The 15,037-nt window shown below is 63.1% G+C and carries 19 protein-coding genes; 10 read left to right on the top strand and 9 right to left on the bottom strand.

Annotated elements, in window-relative coordinates:
• A partial coding sequence (locus VGP39_RS20130) for a polysaccharide biosynthesis/export family protein (RefSeq protein ID WP_327569849.1) occupies positions 1-693 on the top strand: 693 nt, incomplete at its 5' end.
• A 186-nt stretch (positions 694-879) separates the two neighbouring features.
• Positions 880-1,887, top strand: a complete 1,008-nt coding sequence (locus VGP39_RS20125) for a tripartite tricarboxylate transporter substrate binding protein (RefSeq protein WP_327569848.1) — start codon at positions 880-882, stop codon at positions 1,885-1,887.
• An 11-nt stretch (positions 1,888-1,898) separates the two neighbouring features.
• On the opposite strand, the gene VGP39_RS20120 is transcribed toward VGP39_RS20125, so the two are convergent.
• The 3 genes from VGP39_RS20120 to VGP39_RS20110 all read right to left on the bottom strand — a co-directional run bounded on the left by VGP39_RS20120 (position 1,899) and on the right by VGP39_RS20110 (position 3,833).
• On the bottom strand, positions 1,899-2,573 hold the full coding sequence (locus VGP39_RS20120) for a dienelactone hydrolase family protein (RefSeq protein ID WP_327569847.1): 675 nt from the start codon (positions 2,571-2,573) through the stop codon (positions 1,899-1,901).
• A gap of 109 nt (positions 2,574-2,682) precedes the next feature.
• The gene (locus tag VGP39_RS20115; protein ID WP_327569846.1) at positions 2,683-3,024 is read right to left on the bottom strand and encodes a hypothetical protein; all 342 of its coding nucleotides are present in this window, start codon (positions 3,022-3,024) and stop codon (positions 2,683-2,685) included.
• A gap of 14 nt (positions 3,025-3,038) precedes the next feature.
• On the bottom strand, positions 3,039-3,833 hold the full coding sequence (locus VGP39_RS20110; protein ID WP_327569845.1) for an alpha/beta fold hydrolase: 795 nt from the start codon (positions 3,831-3,833) through the stop codon (positions 3,039-3,041).
• 240 nt (positions 3,834-4,073) lie between these two features.
• On the opposite strand from VGP39_RS20110, the gene VGP39_RS20105 reads away from it, so the two are divergent.
• Positions 4,074-4,562, top strand: a complete 489-nt coding sequence (locus VGP39_RS20105; RefSeq protein ID WP_327569844.1) for a (2Fe-2S)-binding protein — start codon at positions 4,074-4,076, stop codon at positions 4,560-4,562.
• Positions 4,559-6,850 carry a xanthine dehydrogenase family protein molybdopterin-binding subunit gene (locus tag VGP39_RS20100; protein ID WP_327569843.1) on the top strand — a complete coding sequence of 764 codons (2,292 nt, stop codon included), beginning with the start codon at positions 4,559-4,561 and terminating at the stop codon, positions 6,848-6,850. The genes VGP39_RS20105 and VGP39_RS20100 overlap by 4 nt, the downstream gene beginning before the upstream one ends.
• Positions 6,851-6,857: 7 nt before the next feature.
• On the opposite strand, the gene VGP39_RS20095 is transcribed toward VGP39_RS20100, so the two are convergent.
• The 3 genes from VGP39_RS20095 to VGP39_RS20085 form a co-directional block, all read right to left on the bottom strand.
• Positions 6,858-7,031: a hypothetical protein gene (locus tag VGP39_RS20095; protein ID WP_327569842.1), complete on the bottom strand. Its 174-nt coding sequence runs from the start codon at positions 7,029-7,031 to the stop codon at positions 6,858-6,860.
• Positions 7,028-8,611, bottom strand: a complete 1,584-nt coding sequence (locus VGP39_RS20090) for an AMP-binding protein (protein ID WP_327569841.1) — start codon at positions 8,609-8,611, stop codon at positions 7,028-7,030. The genes VGP39_RS20095 and VGP39_RS20090 overlap by 4 nt, the downstream gene beginning before the upstream one ends.
• Positions 8,612-8,754: 143 nt before the next feature.
• The gene (locus VGP39_RS20085; RefSeq protein ID WP_327569840.1) at positions 8,755-9,174 is read right to left on the bottom strand and encodes a VOC family protein; all 420 of its coding nucleotides are present in this window, start codon (positions 9,172-9,174) and stop codon (positions 8,755-8,757) included.
• 137 nt (positions 9,175-9,311) lie between these two features.
• Between VGP39_RS20085 and VGP39_RS20080 the strand changes: the two genes are divergently transcribed.
• The 3 genes from VGP39_RS20080 to VGP39_RS20070 all read left to right on the top strand — a co-directional run bounded on the left by VGP39_RS20080 (position 9,312) and on the right by VGP39_RS20070 (position 11,164).
• The gene (locus VGP39_RS20080) at positions 9,312-10,289 is read left to right on the top strand and encodes a tripartite tricarboxylate transporter substrate binding protein (RefSeq protein ID WP_327569839.1); all 978 of its coding nucleotides are present in this window, start codon (positions 9,312-9,314) and stop codon (positions 10,287-10,289) included.
• Positions 10,290-10,384: 95 nt separating this feature from the next.
• A complete protein-coding gene (locus VGP39_RS20075; RefSeq protein WP_327569838.1) occupies positions 10,385-10,645 on the top strand; it encodes a hypothetical protein in 261 nt (86 codons plus the stop codon).
• A gap of 174 nt (positions 10,646-10,819) precedes the next feature.
• Positions 10,820-11,164, top strand: a complete 345-nt coding sequence (locus VGP39_RS20070) for a DUF899 family protein (protein WP_327569837.1) — start codon at positions 10,820-10,822, stop codon at positions 11,162-11,164.
• Between the two features lie 113 nt (positions 11,165-11,277).
• Here the strand turns inward: VGP39_RS20070 and VGP39_RS20060 are convergent, their stop codons facing one another.
• A complete protein-coding gene (locus VGP39_RS20060; RefSeq protein ID WP_327569836.1) occupies positions 11,278-11,475 on the bottom strand; it encodes a hypothetical protein in 198 nt (65 codons plus the stop codon).
• 107 nt (positions 11,476-11,582) lie between these two features.
• Here VGP39_RS20060 and VGP39_RS20055 point away from each other — a divergent pair, with 107 nt between their 5' ends.
• Positions 11,583-11,912, top strand: a complete 330-nt coding sequence (locus VGP39_RS20055) for a hypothetical protein (protein ID WP_327569835.1) — start codon at positions 11,583-11,585, stop codon at positions 11,910-11,912.
• A gap of 16 nt (positions 11,913-11,928) precedes the next feature.
• Here VGP39_RS20055 and VGP39_RS20050 read toward each other — a convergent pair whose 3' ends face one another.
• Together VGP39_RS20050 and VGP39_RS20045 are read right to left on the bottom strand one after the other, a co-directional pair.
• Entirely contained in the window at positions 11,929-12,657 is a 729-nt protein-coding gene (locus VGP39_RS20050) for a DUF72 domain-containing protein (RefSeq protein ID WP_327569834.1), read from the bottom strand.
• Complete coding sequence (locus tag VGP39_RS20045; protein ID WP_327569833.1) at positions 12,654-13,160, bottom strand: hypothetical protein; 507 nt, start codon at positions 13,158-13,160, stop codon at positions 12,654-12,656. Before VGP39_RS20045 ends, VGP39_RS20050 begins: the two co-directional genes overlap by 4 nt.
• Before the next feature lie 263 nt (positions 13,161-13,423).
• On the opposite strand from VGP39_RS20045, the gene VGP39_RS20040 reads away from it, so the two are divergent.
• Both VGP39_RS20040 and VGP39_RS20035 read left to right on the top strand, forming a co-directional pair.
• Complete coding sequence (locus tag VGP39_RS20040) at positions 13,424-14,029, top strand: hypothetical protein (protein WP_327569832.1); 606 nt, start codon at positions 13,424-13,426, stop codon at positions 14,027-14,029.
• Between the two features lie 23 nt (positions 14,030-14,052).
• Entirely contained in the window at positions 14,053-14,994 is a 942-nt protein-coding gene (locus tag VGP39_RS20035) for a hypothetical protein (protein WP_327569831.1), read from the top strand.
• Positions 14,995-15,037 lie beyond the last annotated feature (43 nt).

The following is a 15,037-nucleotide window of genomic DNA, read 5'->3' as shown; positions in this document are numbered from 1 at the left end:
TGCATGCGCAGGTCCGCGCCTGTCGCCGTTGTCCAGGCGCGGGGCGATCTGGATTCCCTCGCCTATGGCCGGACCCATAATTCTCCGCCGCGCAGCCTTTATGCGTCTTCAACGAACCTCGCCCCTTCCGGCGGCGCCATCAGTGCGTTGCGTGCCGGTTTCGCGGCGTCAGCTCGGCGCGCCTATGCGCCCGCCCCGGCGGTTTATGCGACGCCGATCCCGGTGGCCTATGACGCGGCGTATCGGCTCGACGCCGGCGACAGGCTTCGCATCGTGGTCTACGGCCAGGAAGGCCTCACCAACACCTACGCCATCGATGCCGGCGGCTCCATCACCATGCCGCTGATCGGCGCGGTACGCGCGCGCGGGCTGACGCCTGCGGGTCTTGCCGCGGAGATCAGCGGTAAACTGCGCAACGGCTACATCCGCGAACCATCGGTGGCGGTCGAGATCGAGGCCTACCGCCCATTCTTCATCCTCGGCGAAGTCGCGGCCCCCGGCCAGTATCCTTATGTGCCGAACATGAGCGTGGAGAGCGCGGTGGCCATTGCCGGCGGTTTCTCGCCGCGCGCCAAACGCGATCGCGTCACGCTCACGCATACCGACGCATCAGGCTCGGTGCGCGCCGTCGTGCCGCTCGGCACCCCGATCAACCCCGGCGATACCGTCCTCGTCGGCGAACGCTGGTTCTGAAGTCGATCCAGCACGATCCGGGATATCGTTGAAACTGCCCGCGCGCAGTCTCGCCGCAACGCTTTGTCCCGCGGCGGAATTGCCGCCCAGCTTGCTGGCAACATTGGCTGCGGTGGATCAGCGCAGTCACCCTGCCGCTTCCGAACGGCGTTTCAAACCGCGGTTGGGCCATGTTAGGACCAACCGATGAAATTGCATCCATCGATCAGAGTTGTGCGCCCCGTCGCTGCAGCGGCCGTGCTGGCTTCCGCAATCGCACTGGGTTCGATTGCGTTTGCGCCGGCGGTATCGGCACAGACTTATCCGGATCGGCGCATAACGTTCATCGTGCCCTATCCCGGGGGCGGTGCGACCGATGTATCGGCCCGCTTGTTAGCCAGCAAACTCTCGGAGGCCTGGAAGCAGGCGGTCGTAGTGGAGAACAAATCGGGCGCGGGAGGAATCATCGGCAATGATTTCGTCGCGAAGGCGCCTGCTGACGGATATACGGTGCTGATCGCAATTACCCAGATCATTCAGGCGCCGAGCCTGGTGTCCAAACTGCCGTACGATGTCTTCAAAGATCTTGCGCCGGTCACCCAGGTTGCGTTGTCGCCGATCGTCCTCACCGTTCCCGATGCGCAGCCGATGAAATCGTTGAAGGACTTGATCGATCTCGCCAAGGCAAATCCCGGGAAATACGCCTACGGAACGTTCGGCAACGCAACGACGTCTCACCTTTATGGCGAACTTCTCAAGAAAACCGCCGGGATCGATATGACTCACGTGCCCTATCGCGGCTCGGCGCCGCTGCTGAATGATTTGCTCGGCAACCAGGTGACCGCCGCGTTCGTCGATCTCACCACGGCGGGCCCCCAATTGAGCGCGGGCAAGGTGAGGGCGTTGGCCGTCGGCGGCGAGCAGCGCAAGACCCAGCTCGCCGATGTGCCGACGCTTGCCGAACTCGGATATCCGGGCTTCGAGGCCGAAGGCTGGGTCGGCGTCTTTCTGCCGGGGGCGACGCCCAGGGATATCGTGACCAAGCTGGCCGCCGAATTGGCCCGGATCATTTCCTCTGCCGAAGGGATTGCGGGATTGCAGGCGCTCAATCTCGTGCCGGTGGGCGGCACTGCCGAAACCTTCGAGGCAACGTTGCGCCGCGATCATGCGCGATGGGCGACGGTTGCGAAAACCGCCGGCGTCAAGGGCGAGTGATCCGGCTCTCTCTAGGCAGTGAGATGCTTCTTGAAAAATTCGCTGGCGCGCTGCCGCGCGAGGTCGGCGCTGGCCTTGTCATAGCTCGCGCGTTCCTCGCAGTTAAAGCCGTGCTGCGCGCCGGGATAGACGTGGATTTCGACCTCGGGCCGCTTGCTGCGGATGATCTCGACATCGCTTAAGGGAATGCCGGTGTCCTTTTCGCCGAAATGCAGTTGCGTCGGCACCGTCGGCTTGTCGTCGGCGAAGCGCACGATGGCGCCGCCATAAAAGCCGATCGCCGCGGTCAGGCCGGACAATTTCGTTGCGGCGGCATAGGCGACGCTGCCGCCGAGGCAAAAGCCGACGATGCCGACCGGGCCGACATCTTGCACCGCATCTATGGCGGCCTGGGTGTCGCGCAGCATCCCGGTCCAGTCCGGATTGGCCACGAACTTGCGCGCGATTGCGACTTCCTCCGGCGTATAGCCGCACTGAAAATTCTGCTCGACGCGGTCGAAAATCGAAGGCGCGATGGCGACGTAGCCTTGAGCTGCGGCGCGGTCGCACACCGCGCGGATGTGATGGTTGACACCGAAGATTTCCTGGATCACCACCACGGCGGCCTTGGGTCTGCCGGAAGGGTCGGCGCGATAGCCGCCCAGTTTGAAATTGTCGGAGGCCGTCAGTGCGATGTCGTGTCCCATGGGTCGTCCTTTTAAAATGGCGGGTATTCTGTTTGCAAAACCGGTTTCCACTTTTGCGGAATACGCGCGGATTGGGTGAGGATGCTGCGAGGTTGCTGGACGAGGCTTGTTAGTGCCACATCCAGTTGCGGCCCCAGTCGCCCTTCCAGCCGGCGAGGCGCCCGCGGCGGAACTGCAGATAGAGCCGGTCCTTGCGGTTGAAGAAGCCAGTGCCGCCGATGTCGCGGATCGCAAGATAGATCTCATCGCCGGGCCGGCCGCGGATGTAGGTCAGCGGCGTGCCCAGCGCGCTCGCCGCGTCCTGCTCGTTCATGCCGAACGCCAGCGGCGTGTTGTTCGATAACGTTGCAGTAAAAGGTGGTGAGTAAGGCGGCGGGCCGGACGGCACGAATTGCTGCGCGCGGGCTGGCGCAAGCGCCGCGCCAAAAATCGCAACAATTAACAGGGCCATTGCGTTAATGGATTTCATGACGCGGCCATTTTGTCGGAAGCCCTTTGCCGCCGCAAGCCGTCGAGGAAAGGGAGAACGGCGTCGATGAAAGCTTGCGGCTGGTCGATGTTGACGGCGTGACCGGCGGCCGGAATCACCACCTTCTTCGCGCCGGGAATTTTCGCAGCCATGTAATCCGAAGCCGCGAGGAACGGCGTGTCGTCGGCGCCGACCACCACCAGCGCCGGCACCTTTATGTGCGGCAAGGTTTCGATCACGCCGGCGTCGCGCTGGGTCAGCATGCCCCGCGCGGCGCGCGCCAGCCCCGACGCATCGCGATGCACGACGCTGGATCGTTCGCGGCTGAAGGATTTCAGAACCTCAAGGCCCTCGCGCTCAAAACGGTCGCCGGTCTCGTGCGCGCGCTTGTTCCATGCGTCGCGCGCCTCGTCCTTCTTGAAGCCCGGCCCAGTATCGATGATCAGCAGCGCGCGAACGCGCTGCGGATGCGTGCGAACAAACGCCAGCGACATGTAGCCGCCGAGCGACAGGCCGCCGACAATGGCGGACTTCGCGCCAGCCATGTCGAGCAGCGCCGCCATGTCGCCGACCGTGAGGGCTTCACTATATGCCGCGGCATCATTGGGATAATCCGATTGGCCGTGGCCGCGCATGTCCCACAAAATCAATTTGTGCTGTTTCGACAGCGCCGCGATCTGGCCCTGCCACATCGCCGAGGTCGACGAATAGCCATGGGTCAGCAGCAGCGGCGGTCCGCTGCCGTGAACTTCGTAATGGATGTTGACGCCGTCGCGGTTAAGTTTGGGCATCGCAAGTTCCTGGCTGTTTTCGTTTCCATTGTAACGATCGATTTCCGGATAGGAAATACCGCATCGCACAACGTGGCTTTGCAAGTTTATTCTGTTCGACCGATTCTAATTTGAATTGCTTCCAGATTGGAACGCGATCATTCTGCGCCTCGTCGCGGCATCGACCCGGTGGGTGCCGCGGCTTAGCCCACAAGTGAGATGCCGCCGTAAGCGGCTTCATGCACCGGAGGGGAAGAGAAAATGCCTAATCTGAATATCAACGGACGCGCGATGTCCGTGGATGCGGCGGGCGATACGCCGCTGCTCTGGGTCATCCGCGAACAATTGCAGATGACCGGCACGAAATTCGGTTGCGGCGCCGGCCTGTGCGGCGCCTGCACGGTGCATCTGAACGGCGAGGCGGTGCGATCCTGCCAGACCTCGCTCAGCGATGCCGCCGGCAAGAAGATCACCACCATCGAAGGCCTGAGCGCCAAGGGCGATCATCCGCTGCAGAAGGCATGGATTGCCGAGCAGGTTCCGCAATGCGGCTACTGCCAGTCCGGCCAGATCATGCAGGCGGCATCCTTGCTGTCGAAGAACTCGAACCCGACCAAAGAGGAAGTGGTTGCGGCCATGGACGGCAATCTCTGCCGCTGCATGACCTATTCGCGCATCCAGAAGGCGATCATGCGCGCCGCCGCCGACATGCGCACCGCGTCCAACGCTGCCGACCGGAGGCCGACATGAATACGCACGTGAAAATCACCCAGAGTGAGCCGGCCGATCTGTCGCGCCGCTCCTTCCTCGTAGGCTCGGCCGCGGCCGGCCTTGCGCTCGGCTACTCGTCGGTGCCGGGCCTGCTCGGCGCCGATCAGGCATTCGCCGCCGCCGGCAATTTCGATCCGAGCGTGTGGTATTCGATCGCGCCGGATGGCCTCGTCACCATCACTTGCGGCAAGGCCGACATGGGCCAGCATATCGCGTCCACCATGGCGCAGATCATCTGCGAGGAACTCGGCTCGAACTGGAAGGACATGCGGGTCCAACTCGCTTCCAACGACCCGAAGTTCAACGATCCGGTGTTAGGTGCGCAGATCACCGGCGGCAGCTGGAGCACCATGATGAACTTCGATGCGATGAGCCGCGCGGGGGCTGCGGGGCGCATGGTATTGACGGAAGCCGCCGCCGCGTCGATGGGCGTGCCGGCGAGTGAACTCACCGTTAAGGACTCGGTGATTTCGCACGCGAAATCGAAGAAGTCGATGACGTTTGCCGACGTCGTCAAGAGCGGCAAGGCGACCAAGACGTTTACGCCCGACGAACTCAAGGCGATCAAGCTGAAGACCCCCGATCAATACGTCATGATCGGCCAATCGGTGCCGCAGCTCGACATCCCGTCGAAGACCAACGGATCAGCCAAATACGGCATCGACGTCATGCTGCCGGGCATGCTGTATGGCAAGATCGTGATGCCGCCGGTGCGCTACGGCGCCACCGTGAAGTCGGTCGACGACAGCGCGGCTAAGAAGGTGCCGGGCTTCGTCAAGGCAGTGACGCTGGACGACAAGACCGGCACAACGACGGGATGGGTGGTGGCGGTCGCCAACACTTACGCCAACGCCAAGAAGGCCGCCGACGCGCTCAAGGTCACCTACGACAATGGGCCGAACGCAAAACTGTCGAGCCAATCGTTGCTCGACGAGGCGAAGCGGTTGCAGGCGCTGGACGATTCCGGCCTGTTCTTTGTCAAGGACGGCGATACCGCGGCGGCGCTGGGCACCGCGGCGAAAGTGCTGGAGGCGGAATACACCACCAGCATCAACATCCATGCGCCGCTGGAGCCGATGAACGCCACGGCGCAGCTGCAGGGCGATATCTGGCACATCTATTCCGGTAACCAGTTCGCGACGCGCTCCGGCGCGATCGCGGCGGGTGCCGCCGGGGTCGATCCCAAATTCGTCGTGATGCACCAGATGTGGCTGGGCGGCGGCTTCGGCCGGCGTCTCGACGCCGACATGATGGTGCCCGCGGTGCAGGCGGCGAAGGCCGTCGGCAAGCCGGTCAAGGTGATCTATTCGCGCGAAGACGACATGACGATGGATTTCTCGCGGCCCTTGACGTTCCAGAAGATCAAGGCGGGTCTGGACGCCGACGGCAAGCTGATCGCGATGAATCACGACGTGGTTTCGGCGTGGCCGACCAAGCGCTGGGGCATCCCGGACTTCCTGTCGCCTTCGGTCGACAAGAAGGGCGCGCTCGATGCGTTCACCGTGAACGGCGCGGACTTCTTCTACTCCGTGCCCAACCACAACGTCCGCGCCATCCTCAACGAGATGGCGCACAACGCGACGCCCTCCGGCCAGTTGCGGTCGGTGGCGCCGGGCTGGACCTTCTGGGCGGTGGAAAGCATGATCGACGAGCTGGCCAATGCGGCCGGCAAGGATCCGGCGCAGTTCCGCATCGCGCTGCTCGACGGCAAGGGCAAGAACGACGGCGGCGCGCAACGCCTGCGCAACACTTTGCTTGCCGCCATGGGCATGGCCGGCTACGGCACCAAGGTGCTGCCCAAGGGCGAAGGCATGGGCGTCGCCTGCGTCTCCTCGCAGGAACGCGCGACGGCTAGCTGGACCGCGTGCGTGGCCCACGTCGCGGTGGCGCCGTCCGGCGAGGTCAAGGTGAAGAAGCTCACCGTGGCCACCGACGTCGGCACCCAGGTGCATCCCGACAACATTCGAGCGCAGGTCGAGGGCGCGGCGCTGTGGGGGCTGTCGCTTGCGATGTACGAAAAGGCGACGCTGAAGGATGGCGGCATCGAGCAGACCAACTTCGATACCTACACGCCCTTGCGGATGAGCCAGGTGCCGGAAGTCGCCGTCAGCGTCATCGCCAATGGCGAAAAAGCCACCGGCGTTGGCGAGCCGGCGGTAACGGTGGTCGCACCCGCGCTCGGCAACGCCATCTTCAACGCCTGCGGCGCCCGCGTCCGCGCGCTGCCGATCACCGCGGAAGCGGTGAAGGCTGCGATGAAGGCGTAGTTGCCGCTCACGCAGCAACAATGATCCGCCGGGAGCATTGCTTCCGGCGGATTTTTTCTATGGCGCCGCTGTCCAAACGTTCGTCATGCCCGGGCTTGTCCCGGGCATCCGCGTCTTTCTTGCTTGACACCTTGAAGACGTGGATGGCCGGGACGAGCCCGGCCATGACGAGGGAATTCATCCCAGCATCTTCCGCAACTCCGCCTTCGCCACCTTCTCCAGCGTCGAGCGCGGCATCTCGTCCACGAAGCGGATTTCGCGGGGCACCTTGAAATCCGCAAGCGCGTTGCGGCAGGCGGCCATCACAACGTCGTGCAGATCGGCAGGCGCGTCCGCGACGCCGGCCTGCGGAATGATGAACACCACCGGCACCTCGTCCAGCATCGGGTGCTTCTTGGCAACCACCGCGGCCTCGCGCACGCCCGCTACCGCCGCGATCACCTGCTCGATCTCGGAGGCCGCGACGTTCTCGCCGCCGACCTTCAGCATGTCCTTGGCGCGGTCGCCGAATTTTACAAAGCCGTTCTCCAGCAGGGTGACGCGATCGCCGGTGAGAAAAAAGCCATGCGCGTCAAAACCTTCGCGGGTGGCCTTCTCGTTGTGCAGGTATTCCTTGAACAGCGACAATCCGGGTATGCCCTTGATCGACAGGTTGCCGGTGCCGCCGACCTTTGTCGGCGCGCCATCGTCATCGGTGATGCGGATTGCGTATTCGGAAGCGGCGCGGCCGATCGACATGGGGATGTTAGGTTGATCGATCTCGCCGACGATGCCGTGGGTGATGGTCTCGGTCATGCCCCACCATCCGATGATCTTGACGCCGAACGCCGCGAAGGCCGGCGGCTCGCAGATCGCGGTGCCCCAGAGCCGAAAACTGTGTTGTTTCGGGATCTCGTGCTCGAGCAGCGCCTTCATGCAGAACGGGATGGTCGAGGTCCAGGTGCAGCCGTGCTCGGCGGCGACGTTCCAGAACCGGCTCGCCGAAAACCGCGGCTGGATCACGCAGGAAGCGCCGACCCACAGGCTTGCCAGCATCGAATAGGCCAGTGCGTTGGTGTGGAACAGCGGCAGGTAGGCCTGGTGCACGTCGCCGGCGTGCAGATCCTGATGCGCCGCGTTGACCTTGGCGCCCCACAGCGCGTTGGCGTGGGTCCACAGCACCGCCTTGGGCCGCGACGTGGTGCCGGAGGTGTATTGCACGCTGCAGGGCGCGGATGGATCGATCGCGCGGCGCGGCCGGTCGGCGCTGCTTGCGAACAATGATTGAAACGAATCGGCGCGCGGCGCTGCGTGACCCTGCGCAGGTGGGACTCCGGCGTCGTGCGAGGTCACCGCGATCCAGCGCAGGCCGCGGCAATGCGCTGCGATCGTCTCGGCGTAAGCGGGCTGGGTGATGGCGGCAACCGCGCCGCAGTGGCCGGCAAAATATTCCATCTCGGCGGGGGCGGAGCGGGTGTTGGTGGTGACGGCGATGGCGCCGAGTTCGACGCAGGCGAACCAGGCCAGCATCGCCTCGATGCAATTGTCGAGATGGATCAGCACGAATTCGCCGGGCTTTATGCCGCGCGCGACGAGGCCCGCGGCGAACGCGCCGACCTGGTCGTGAAACTCGCCGTAACTCCATTTGCGCGCCGGGGCGTCGAACGGCGCCCAGATCAAAAACGGATGGTCGCGGCGCGTTTCGGCCCGCATCCGCAGCAGCCATGGCACGTCGAGGCCTGCGAACGGGCCGACGACGCCCGGCGGCTGTGAGTTTGGCATGAATCCTCCCCGTGCGGCCCTTTGTTTTTGTCATGGCCGGGCTTGTCCCGGCCATCCGCGTCTTTTCTTACCGCGATACGTTTAAGACGTGGATGCCGGGGACAAGCCCGGGCAAGACGATCTTTGCTGTGAGCCGATGGGCGTCAAAACGCACCTTTCTCATACGACGAAATCTCGATCAGGCTGCCGTCGGGATCGCGGCAATACACCGAGCGCAGCGTGCCGCGCGCGCCTTGCTTGGCCACCGGGCCTTCCTCGATGGCGACGCCGCAAGCCATCAGATGCGCGACCACCTCCGCCGGTGAAGCGGAGGTGAGAAAGCACAGATCGTCGCTGCCGGCGGTCGCATGGTCGGCGGTGAACCACTCCACCTTGTCGGCATCGCGCGGCCGCACATTGATCTTCTGGTTCCCGAACATCAGCGAGGTGCGGGGCGTCCTGCCCTGGCCGGGATCGAATACCTTGATCTCCATGCCCAGCACCTTGCGATACCACTGCGCGGAGCGCGCCACGTCCGCGACATTGATGACGAGATGATCGAGGGCGTCGACCTTGACGGTCATGGATTATCCTTTCGTCGCAGGCTGGCGCGCGCGTCTGCCGCACTGGCCGGGTCCGGATTTGTTTGTTACAACGCGCGCCGCTGTCAATTCAATACAAACGGACCGCGAAGCAACGCGGCCGCCCAGGGAGAAACCGCATGACATCACGTCGCACCGCGATTGCTCTGATCGCGATCGGAATTTCGGCTTTTGCTTCGATCGGCGGCGCCTGCGCGCTGGATTATCCGACGCGGCCGGTGCGCTGGGTGGTCGGCTATCCGCCCGGCGGCGCCACGGACATCATCGCGCGCCTGATCGGCCAGCGGCTGTCGGAGCGGCTCGGCCAGCAATTCATCATAGAAAACAAGCCAGGCGCCGGCAACAACATTGCCACCGAGGCGGTAATCAATGCGGAACCGGACGGCTATACGGTGCTGCTGGTCAATCCCGCCAACTATATCAACACCTCGCTCTACGCCAACCTGAAGTTCAACGTCCCTCGCGACATCGCGCCGATCGCGGCATTCAATCGCGTGCCGAATGTGATGACCGTCGGCAAGAACGTGGAAGCGAAGACCGTTGCCGACTTCATAGCCTATGCGAAGGCCAACCCCGGCAAGGTCAACATGGCTTCGTCGGGCAACGGCACGTCGGTGCATCTGTCCGGCGAAATGTTCATGGCGATGGCGGGCATCAAAATGCAGCACGTGCCCTATCGGGGCGCCGCGCTCGCGCTTACCGACATGCTCGGCGGCCAGGTGGACGTGATATTCGACAATATGCCCTCGGTCCTCCAGCATATCCGCGGCGGTGCCCTGCGCGCGCTGGCGGTGACGACGACGGAGCCGTCGGCGTTATTGCCGGGTGTTCCGACCGTCGCGGCTACCGTTCCGGGCTACGAGGCGAGCGCGCTGTTCGGCATGGGTGCGCCAAAGAAGACCCCGCCCGAAATCATCGCCAAGCTGAATAGCGAGATCAATGCGGTGCTGGCGGAACCCGCGATCAAGGCGAAGCTGATCGATCTCGGCGGTGAGCCGCTGATCGGCACGCCGGAGGCGTTCGGCGCGATGATCGTTGCCGAAACCGAGAAATGGAAGAAGGTGATCGAGGACGCCAAAATAACCAAGGTGGAGTGAGGCGCTGCGGCCTGGATGAAATGGAACCGCGCGGCGCGGAACCTTTTGCGAGACCTCCGGTTGCTTTCTGACAACAATCTCGGAGGAATCCAGCAATGAAGACCAATCTTTTGACGGCCGCCGTTGCCGCGACCGCGATACTTGGCTTGTCAGGTGCAGCCATGGCGCAAGCCACCGGCCCGGCCGCGCAGGACAATACCAAGATGAACAAGGACATGTCGAAAGACGGCATGAAGGCCGGCGACTCCAACATGGCGCCCACCACCGGCGCCAACACCAGCCCATCGCAGAAGCCGATGACCACGCCTCCGGAGCCGAAGGGCAAGGAGTCCAATTCGGAAGCTCCGAAGCGCTGATCGCGCAAGACCGAACAAGTCGGCCCGCTGCCTCTCCGAGGCAGCGGGCTTTTTGTTGTTGCGTCATTGCGAGCCAACGGGTCGGCGCAAAGCGCCGCCCGATGAGCGAAGCAATCTAGTCTAGACTAGAGGGCCACAAAGCACTGGATTGCTTCGTCGCAAGTGCTCCTCGCAATGACGCCACACGGCAACGACTTCAATTACGACTTTCACGTCTCGTTCCGGCCGGAGGATGCCGCAAAGGGCAAGGTGGAATACAATTACGAGATGATCGAAACGTCGATGGACGAATCGCCGGGGCACAGCGTTTTCGCGCGCGACGAATCCGGCAGCATCTTTCATACCTATTCGAGCTATGGCCGTGGCGCCGAGGAGAATCTTGTCACCTACACGCTGCTCGACATCACGCCCAAGGGACGCGATGAAGGCCCGGGCGGCAACCTGATGAGTTGGGTAAAGCGTCACGACGAGTATGCGCCAAGTCGCGCGCGCATCGCGATCGCGTCAACAAGAAGGTGATGGCCGACAAGCGGCTGACCGACATGATGAATCTCAAGACGGTGCCGTTCGACGCCAAGCGTATGATCTATGGCGGGTTCAAAAGCCTGGTGAAGGCCTGACCCGTTGCAGGGCTACGTCGCCGGCCCGATCTGTTCGCCCTCGATCGCGCGATCAAGGGCGTCAATCAGCGCCTGAGTCTCGATAAATTTGATCCGCGCCCGCTCGGCCTTGTCACGATCGAACGGCGCGGCAAGTACTTTTGCGAAGACGTGCCGATCGTCGGCCATTCGTTCGCGGGCTTTTTTCAGCGTCTCCAGCCGCTCGCTCATTTGGGTGTTGCCTTCCTGGCAGCAAGGCCGCTGCCGAATCTACGGGCTTCCAGTCTACAGCGGCCTCATGCGAAACTGGCGTGGTATTCATGCGGCCAGGAGGTGACATGAAGAAAAAACTGGTGCTCGTCATCCTGCTGATGACCTCGCCGGCCTGGGCGCAGAGCAAGCCTGTCGGCGGCAAGCGTGTCGACAATTGTGCGCCGATCGGCCGGACCGCGGACGGCAAACTGGTCTACTCCATGAAATGCGACGCTCTTCCGGTGCCGACCCCGCCGCCCGCCGCTGCCGCGGTTGAACCCAGCCCGGCGCCGACAGTGGCCGGCGAACCCGAGCCCGATCAGGGCGGCCTGTTCAAATTTCCTTTTCCGGGGCTGATAAAGCCTACCAACGAGCAGAACCGACCGGCGGGTGTCGGGCCGGCGCAGCCGAGATAACAGGGCAGCCTTCGAGTCAGGGCCGAAGCGACCGCGCAAGCTCAAGCGCATTTCCAAGCGCCGCACCCGCCACCGTATTGTCGAAGATACACCACGCGGAAGACTGGCGCGCGCGGTCCTCGAGGCGCCGTTTCAGCGCTGCCAGCGCCGCGGCATCGTAATTCGAATGATAGATCCGCGGCGAGCCGTGCCAGCGATAATACCTCAGTTCATGCGCGCCGCCCGGCTCGCTTGCGCTGGCGAACCGCGCCGGATCGGCGGCGACGCGGGCGATGCGGCGTTTCGCCAGCCACGCGTCTGTCCCTTCCGCGAACCAGCTCGCATGCCGCGGTTCCACCACGACATCGGCATCGATCCGCATCCGAAGATCGCGGAAGAAACCATTGGCGATGCGCTTCTTGAATTCCGATTTCGGCGACAGCTGCACCAGCAGCACGCCGAGCTTGTCGCCCAGTCCCGTCACTTCGTCCACGAAACGATCGAGCAATGCGCTGCAATCTGCAAGCCCGGCGTCGTGCGTGATGGCCTTCGGCAGCTTGACCGAGAAGCGAAAATCGTCCGGCACCGATTGCGCCCATCGCTGATAGGTGGCGCGTCGGTGCGGCCGATAGAAGGACGAATTGATCTCGACGGCATTGAGATGCCGGGCGTAACGCTCAAGATGGCTCGCGCCCGCCGGCACCTGGCCGAGATAAAGCGAGGGGATGCTCCATCCGGCGGTGCCGATCCGAACCGGTCGCGTCATCGCGCCATCGGCAGGCCGGATGAAGCGTTCGGTTCCGCGATGGTGTTGCGGATGGCCAGTCGGGTAATGCGGCTCCAGCGCCGCACCCGTTGCCACGCCTCCGTCGATTGAAGCCAGTCCTTGGCCAAACCATATTTTCCATATGCCCAGGCGAACGCCGGAATCGACATCAGCTTGTCGCGGCTGATGCTGAACAGGCGTTCCACCAGCACAAGCTTGAGGATTTCACCGACGACGAGAATCGCCAGGCCCGATGCGACGCGACCGGTGGCTGTGAAATATGCGGCGACCGGCTTGACGGGTTCAAGAAGGATCACAGGCACGGCGAACAAAGCAAGGGTTGGGTACGGTCGCAGGGAAGCGATCCATGCCCGCAAGCGGGCGAAAACCCAGCGCGCCGCCATCCAGTCCGCGAGCGGCTTGGCCACCGTTATGAAAATCGCGTCGGCCAGGAAGTAGATGACGGAGAGCACAACTACAAAGGGTTTCAATATGCGGTTCACGTGGATTCTCCGAAGAAACAAAAGCGCGAACGCGCGATAAGTTTCACGGGCTAACGGCCTATATCCGGTGCGCGGCCGGAACCATTCGCGACGGGCATTTTAAGGAACTCGGGAAGCCCCGGAAGCCATCCGGTACTGCCTGCACGTTGCCTCGGTCTCCTCATGCCAGGCATGGTTGCACGATCGGCCACGAGATGCTCTAATCGCTTGCGGACTCGCTTTGCGCGCTGGTCTGGATCATAGCTCACGAGGGAGGGATCGAAATGGAACTCACAGACTTTCTGGCAAGCAAGTACGTTCCATATGGTCCCCCGAATCAAAGCGACGTCGACGATGGCGGCGAGCGCGAACTCAAGGCCTACATCCTTGCGCATGACGACAACGACATCAGGATTCTTCATTTTCAGACCGAATATCTGATCGCAAAAAGCGACGTGCTCGACGTTTCGCAGCCCGATCGGATCTTCGCGTCGTCCGATACTCGCGGTTTCCGCGCGCAGATTCGCCTGCGACCGAACGCGGCGATCCGCAGCGCCTTTTCGGTGCCGGCAAAGGATTTCTTCGCCGAAGCGCCGTTCGCGTTCCAGGTGCCGTCCTGGGCGGACGCGGTCGAGCCCACATTCGCCTATCCCAACCGCGAAAAGCGTTGGCTGATGGACCGCGGGCTTGTGCAGGAGCCGCCCGCAACGAACCGGCCTTTATACGCAGGAATGACGGACCAGTACCGTACCGAAACAACCGCAAGCTACTCCGGCACGGCAGTCGGCACGTTGCCGGACATCCACGTCAAGGCCGGCGATCATGACGATGATAACGAGAAGCAGGTTTGGGACGGCCAAAAGAACGATGATCCCATCATCGACAACTGATCCCGGTCTATCTCTCGGCCTGCATGACCACTGGATCGGATGTCATCATCGTCTCCACTCCGGAAGACGTTCACGCTCTTGCGGTCAAACGGGAGATCGAAGGCCGTGGCGGCTCCTGCGCCATCCTGTCGAATGAAGCATTCCCCGCCGCCGAAGCGCTGACCTATGCCTGGGACGGCACGGAGGAGACTCGCGAACTCGGCGCCGCTCGTTTTGCCGAGCCACGCCGCCACAGCGTGTGGCTTCGGCGTTTCCGCCCCTACACGCTGGACGACAAGCTTCACGGTGAGTATCGCGACTATGCGAGACGGGCGACCGACAGCACGTTCGAAGGCATATTGTGCGGTCGGGCGCGGCTGATCGTAAATCCTGCCGAACGCAATCGCTTCATCGATCACAAGGCGCTGCAACTGCAGCTGGCACTCGAGTGCGGATTGCCCGTTCCGAGCACGATCATCACCAACGAGCCGGAAAAGGCGCTTGAATTTCTAAGCCGGCATTCCCGCGTCGTGACAAAATCCATCGCAAGCTGGCGTTTTCGGCTGATCGAGACGCGCTTCATCGACAGCAGCGCGATTCCGGATTTCAGCTCGATCAAGCTCTGTCCCGTGCTGATGCAGGAATATCTGGCAGGGATGATCGAATATCGGGTGACCATCATCGGCATGCGCGTCTTCACGGCAAAGGTTGATCTCGCCGAGGCGGAGCATCCGGTCGATGGGCGGCTGCATTTCAGCCGCGTCATGGAGGCGGCGGAACTGCCGACCGACACCGAAGCGCGCCTGCTCCGCTTTCACCGCGCGGCGGGGCTGATCTACGGCGCCTACGATCTTCGGTGCGACGCAAGCGGCATCCCCCACTTTCTGGAGGTCAACACCGACGGCCAGTATCTGTTTGTCGAGATCGAAACGGGCCTGCCAATCAGCGCGGCGATGGCCGACGTCCTGCTGCGCCGATCACAATGACGCGATGTCGGCCGCGCGGCTGTCGGGCCCGGCGGCCCGGCGA

The organism is Bradyrhizobium sp., assembly GCF_036009065.1.
GTDB lineage: Bacteria > Pseudomonadota > Alphaproteobacteria > Rhizobiales > Xanthobacteraceae > Bradyrhizobium.
This window is presented reverse-complemented; position numbering and strand designations above follow the sequence as displayed.

Coding starts and splice junctions, on each gene's coding strand:
- VGP39_RS20125 (WP_327569848.1), top strand. CDS start 880: ATGAAATTGCATCCATCGATCAGAGTTGTGCGCCCCGTCGCTGCAGCG.
- VGP39_RS20120 (WP_327569847.1), bottom strand. CDS start 2,573: ATGGGACACGACATCGCACTGACGGCCTCCGACAATTTCAAACTGGGC.
- VGP39_RS20115 (WP_327569846.1), bottom strand. CDS start 3,024: ATGGCCCTGTTAATTGTTGCGATTTTTGGCGCGGCGCTTGCGCCAGCC.
- VGP39_RS20110 (WP_327569845.1), bottom strand. CDS start 3,833: ATGCCCAAACTTAACCGCGACGGCGTCAACATCCATTACGAAGTTCAC.
- VGP39_RS20105 (WP_327569844.1), top strand. CDS start 4,074: ATGCCTAATCTGAATATCAACGGACGCGCGATGTCCGTGGATGCGGCG.
- VGP39_RS20100 (WP_327569843.1), top strand. CDS start 4,559: ATGAATACGCACGTGAAAATCACCCAGAGTGAGCCGGCCGATCTGTCG.
- VGP39_RS20095 (WP_327569842.1), bottom strand. CDS start 7,031: ATGAATTCCCTCGTCATGGCCGGGCTCGTCCCGGCCATCCACGTCTTC.
- VGP39_RS20090 (WP_327569841.1), bottom strand. CDS start 8,611: ATGCCAAACTCACAGCCGCCGGGCGTCGTCGGCCCGTTCGCAGGCCTC.
- VGP39_RS20085 (WP_327569840.1), bottom strand. CDS start 9,174: ATGACCGTCAAGGTCGACGCCCTCGATCATCTCGTCATCAATGTCGCG.
- VGP39_RS20080 (WP_327569839.1), top strand. CDS start 9,312: ATGACATCACGTCGCACCGCGATTGCTCTGATCGCGATCGGAATTTCG.
- VGP39_RS20075 (WP_327569838.1), top strand. CDS start 10,385: ATGAAGACCAATCTTTTGACGGCCGCCGTTGCCGCGACCGCGATACTT.
- VGP39_RS20070 (WP_327569837.1), top strand. CDS start 10,820: ATGACGCCACACGGCAACGACTTCAATTACGACTTTCACGTCTCGTTC.
- VGP39_RS20060 (WP_327569836.1), bottom strand. CDS start 11,475: ATGAGCGAGCGGCTGGAGACGCTGAAAAAAGCCCGCGAACGAATGGCC.
- VGP39_RS20055 (WP_327569835.1), top strand. CDS start 11,583: ATGAAGAAAAAACTGGTGCTCGTCATCCTGCTGATGACCTCGCCGGCC.
- VGP39_RS20050 (WP_327569834.1), bottom strand. CDS start 12,657: ATGACGCGACCGGTTCGGATCGGCACCGCCGGATGGAGCATCCCCTCG.
- VGP39_RS20040 (WP_327569832.1), top strand. CDS start 13,424: ATGGAACTCACAGACTTTCTGGCAAGCAAGTACGTTCCATATGGTCCC.
- VGP39_RS20035 (WP_327569831.1), top strand. CDS start 14,053: ATGACCACTGGATCGGATGTCATCATCGTCTCCACTCCGGAAGACGTT.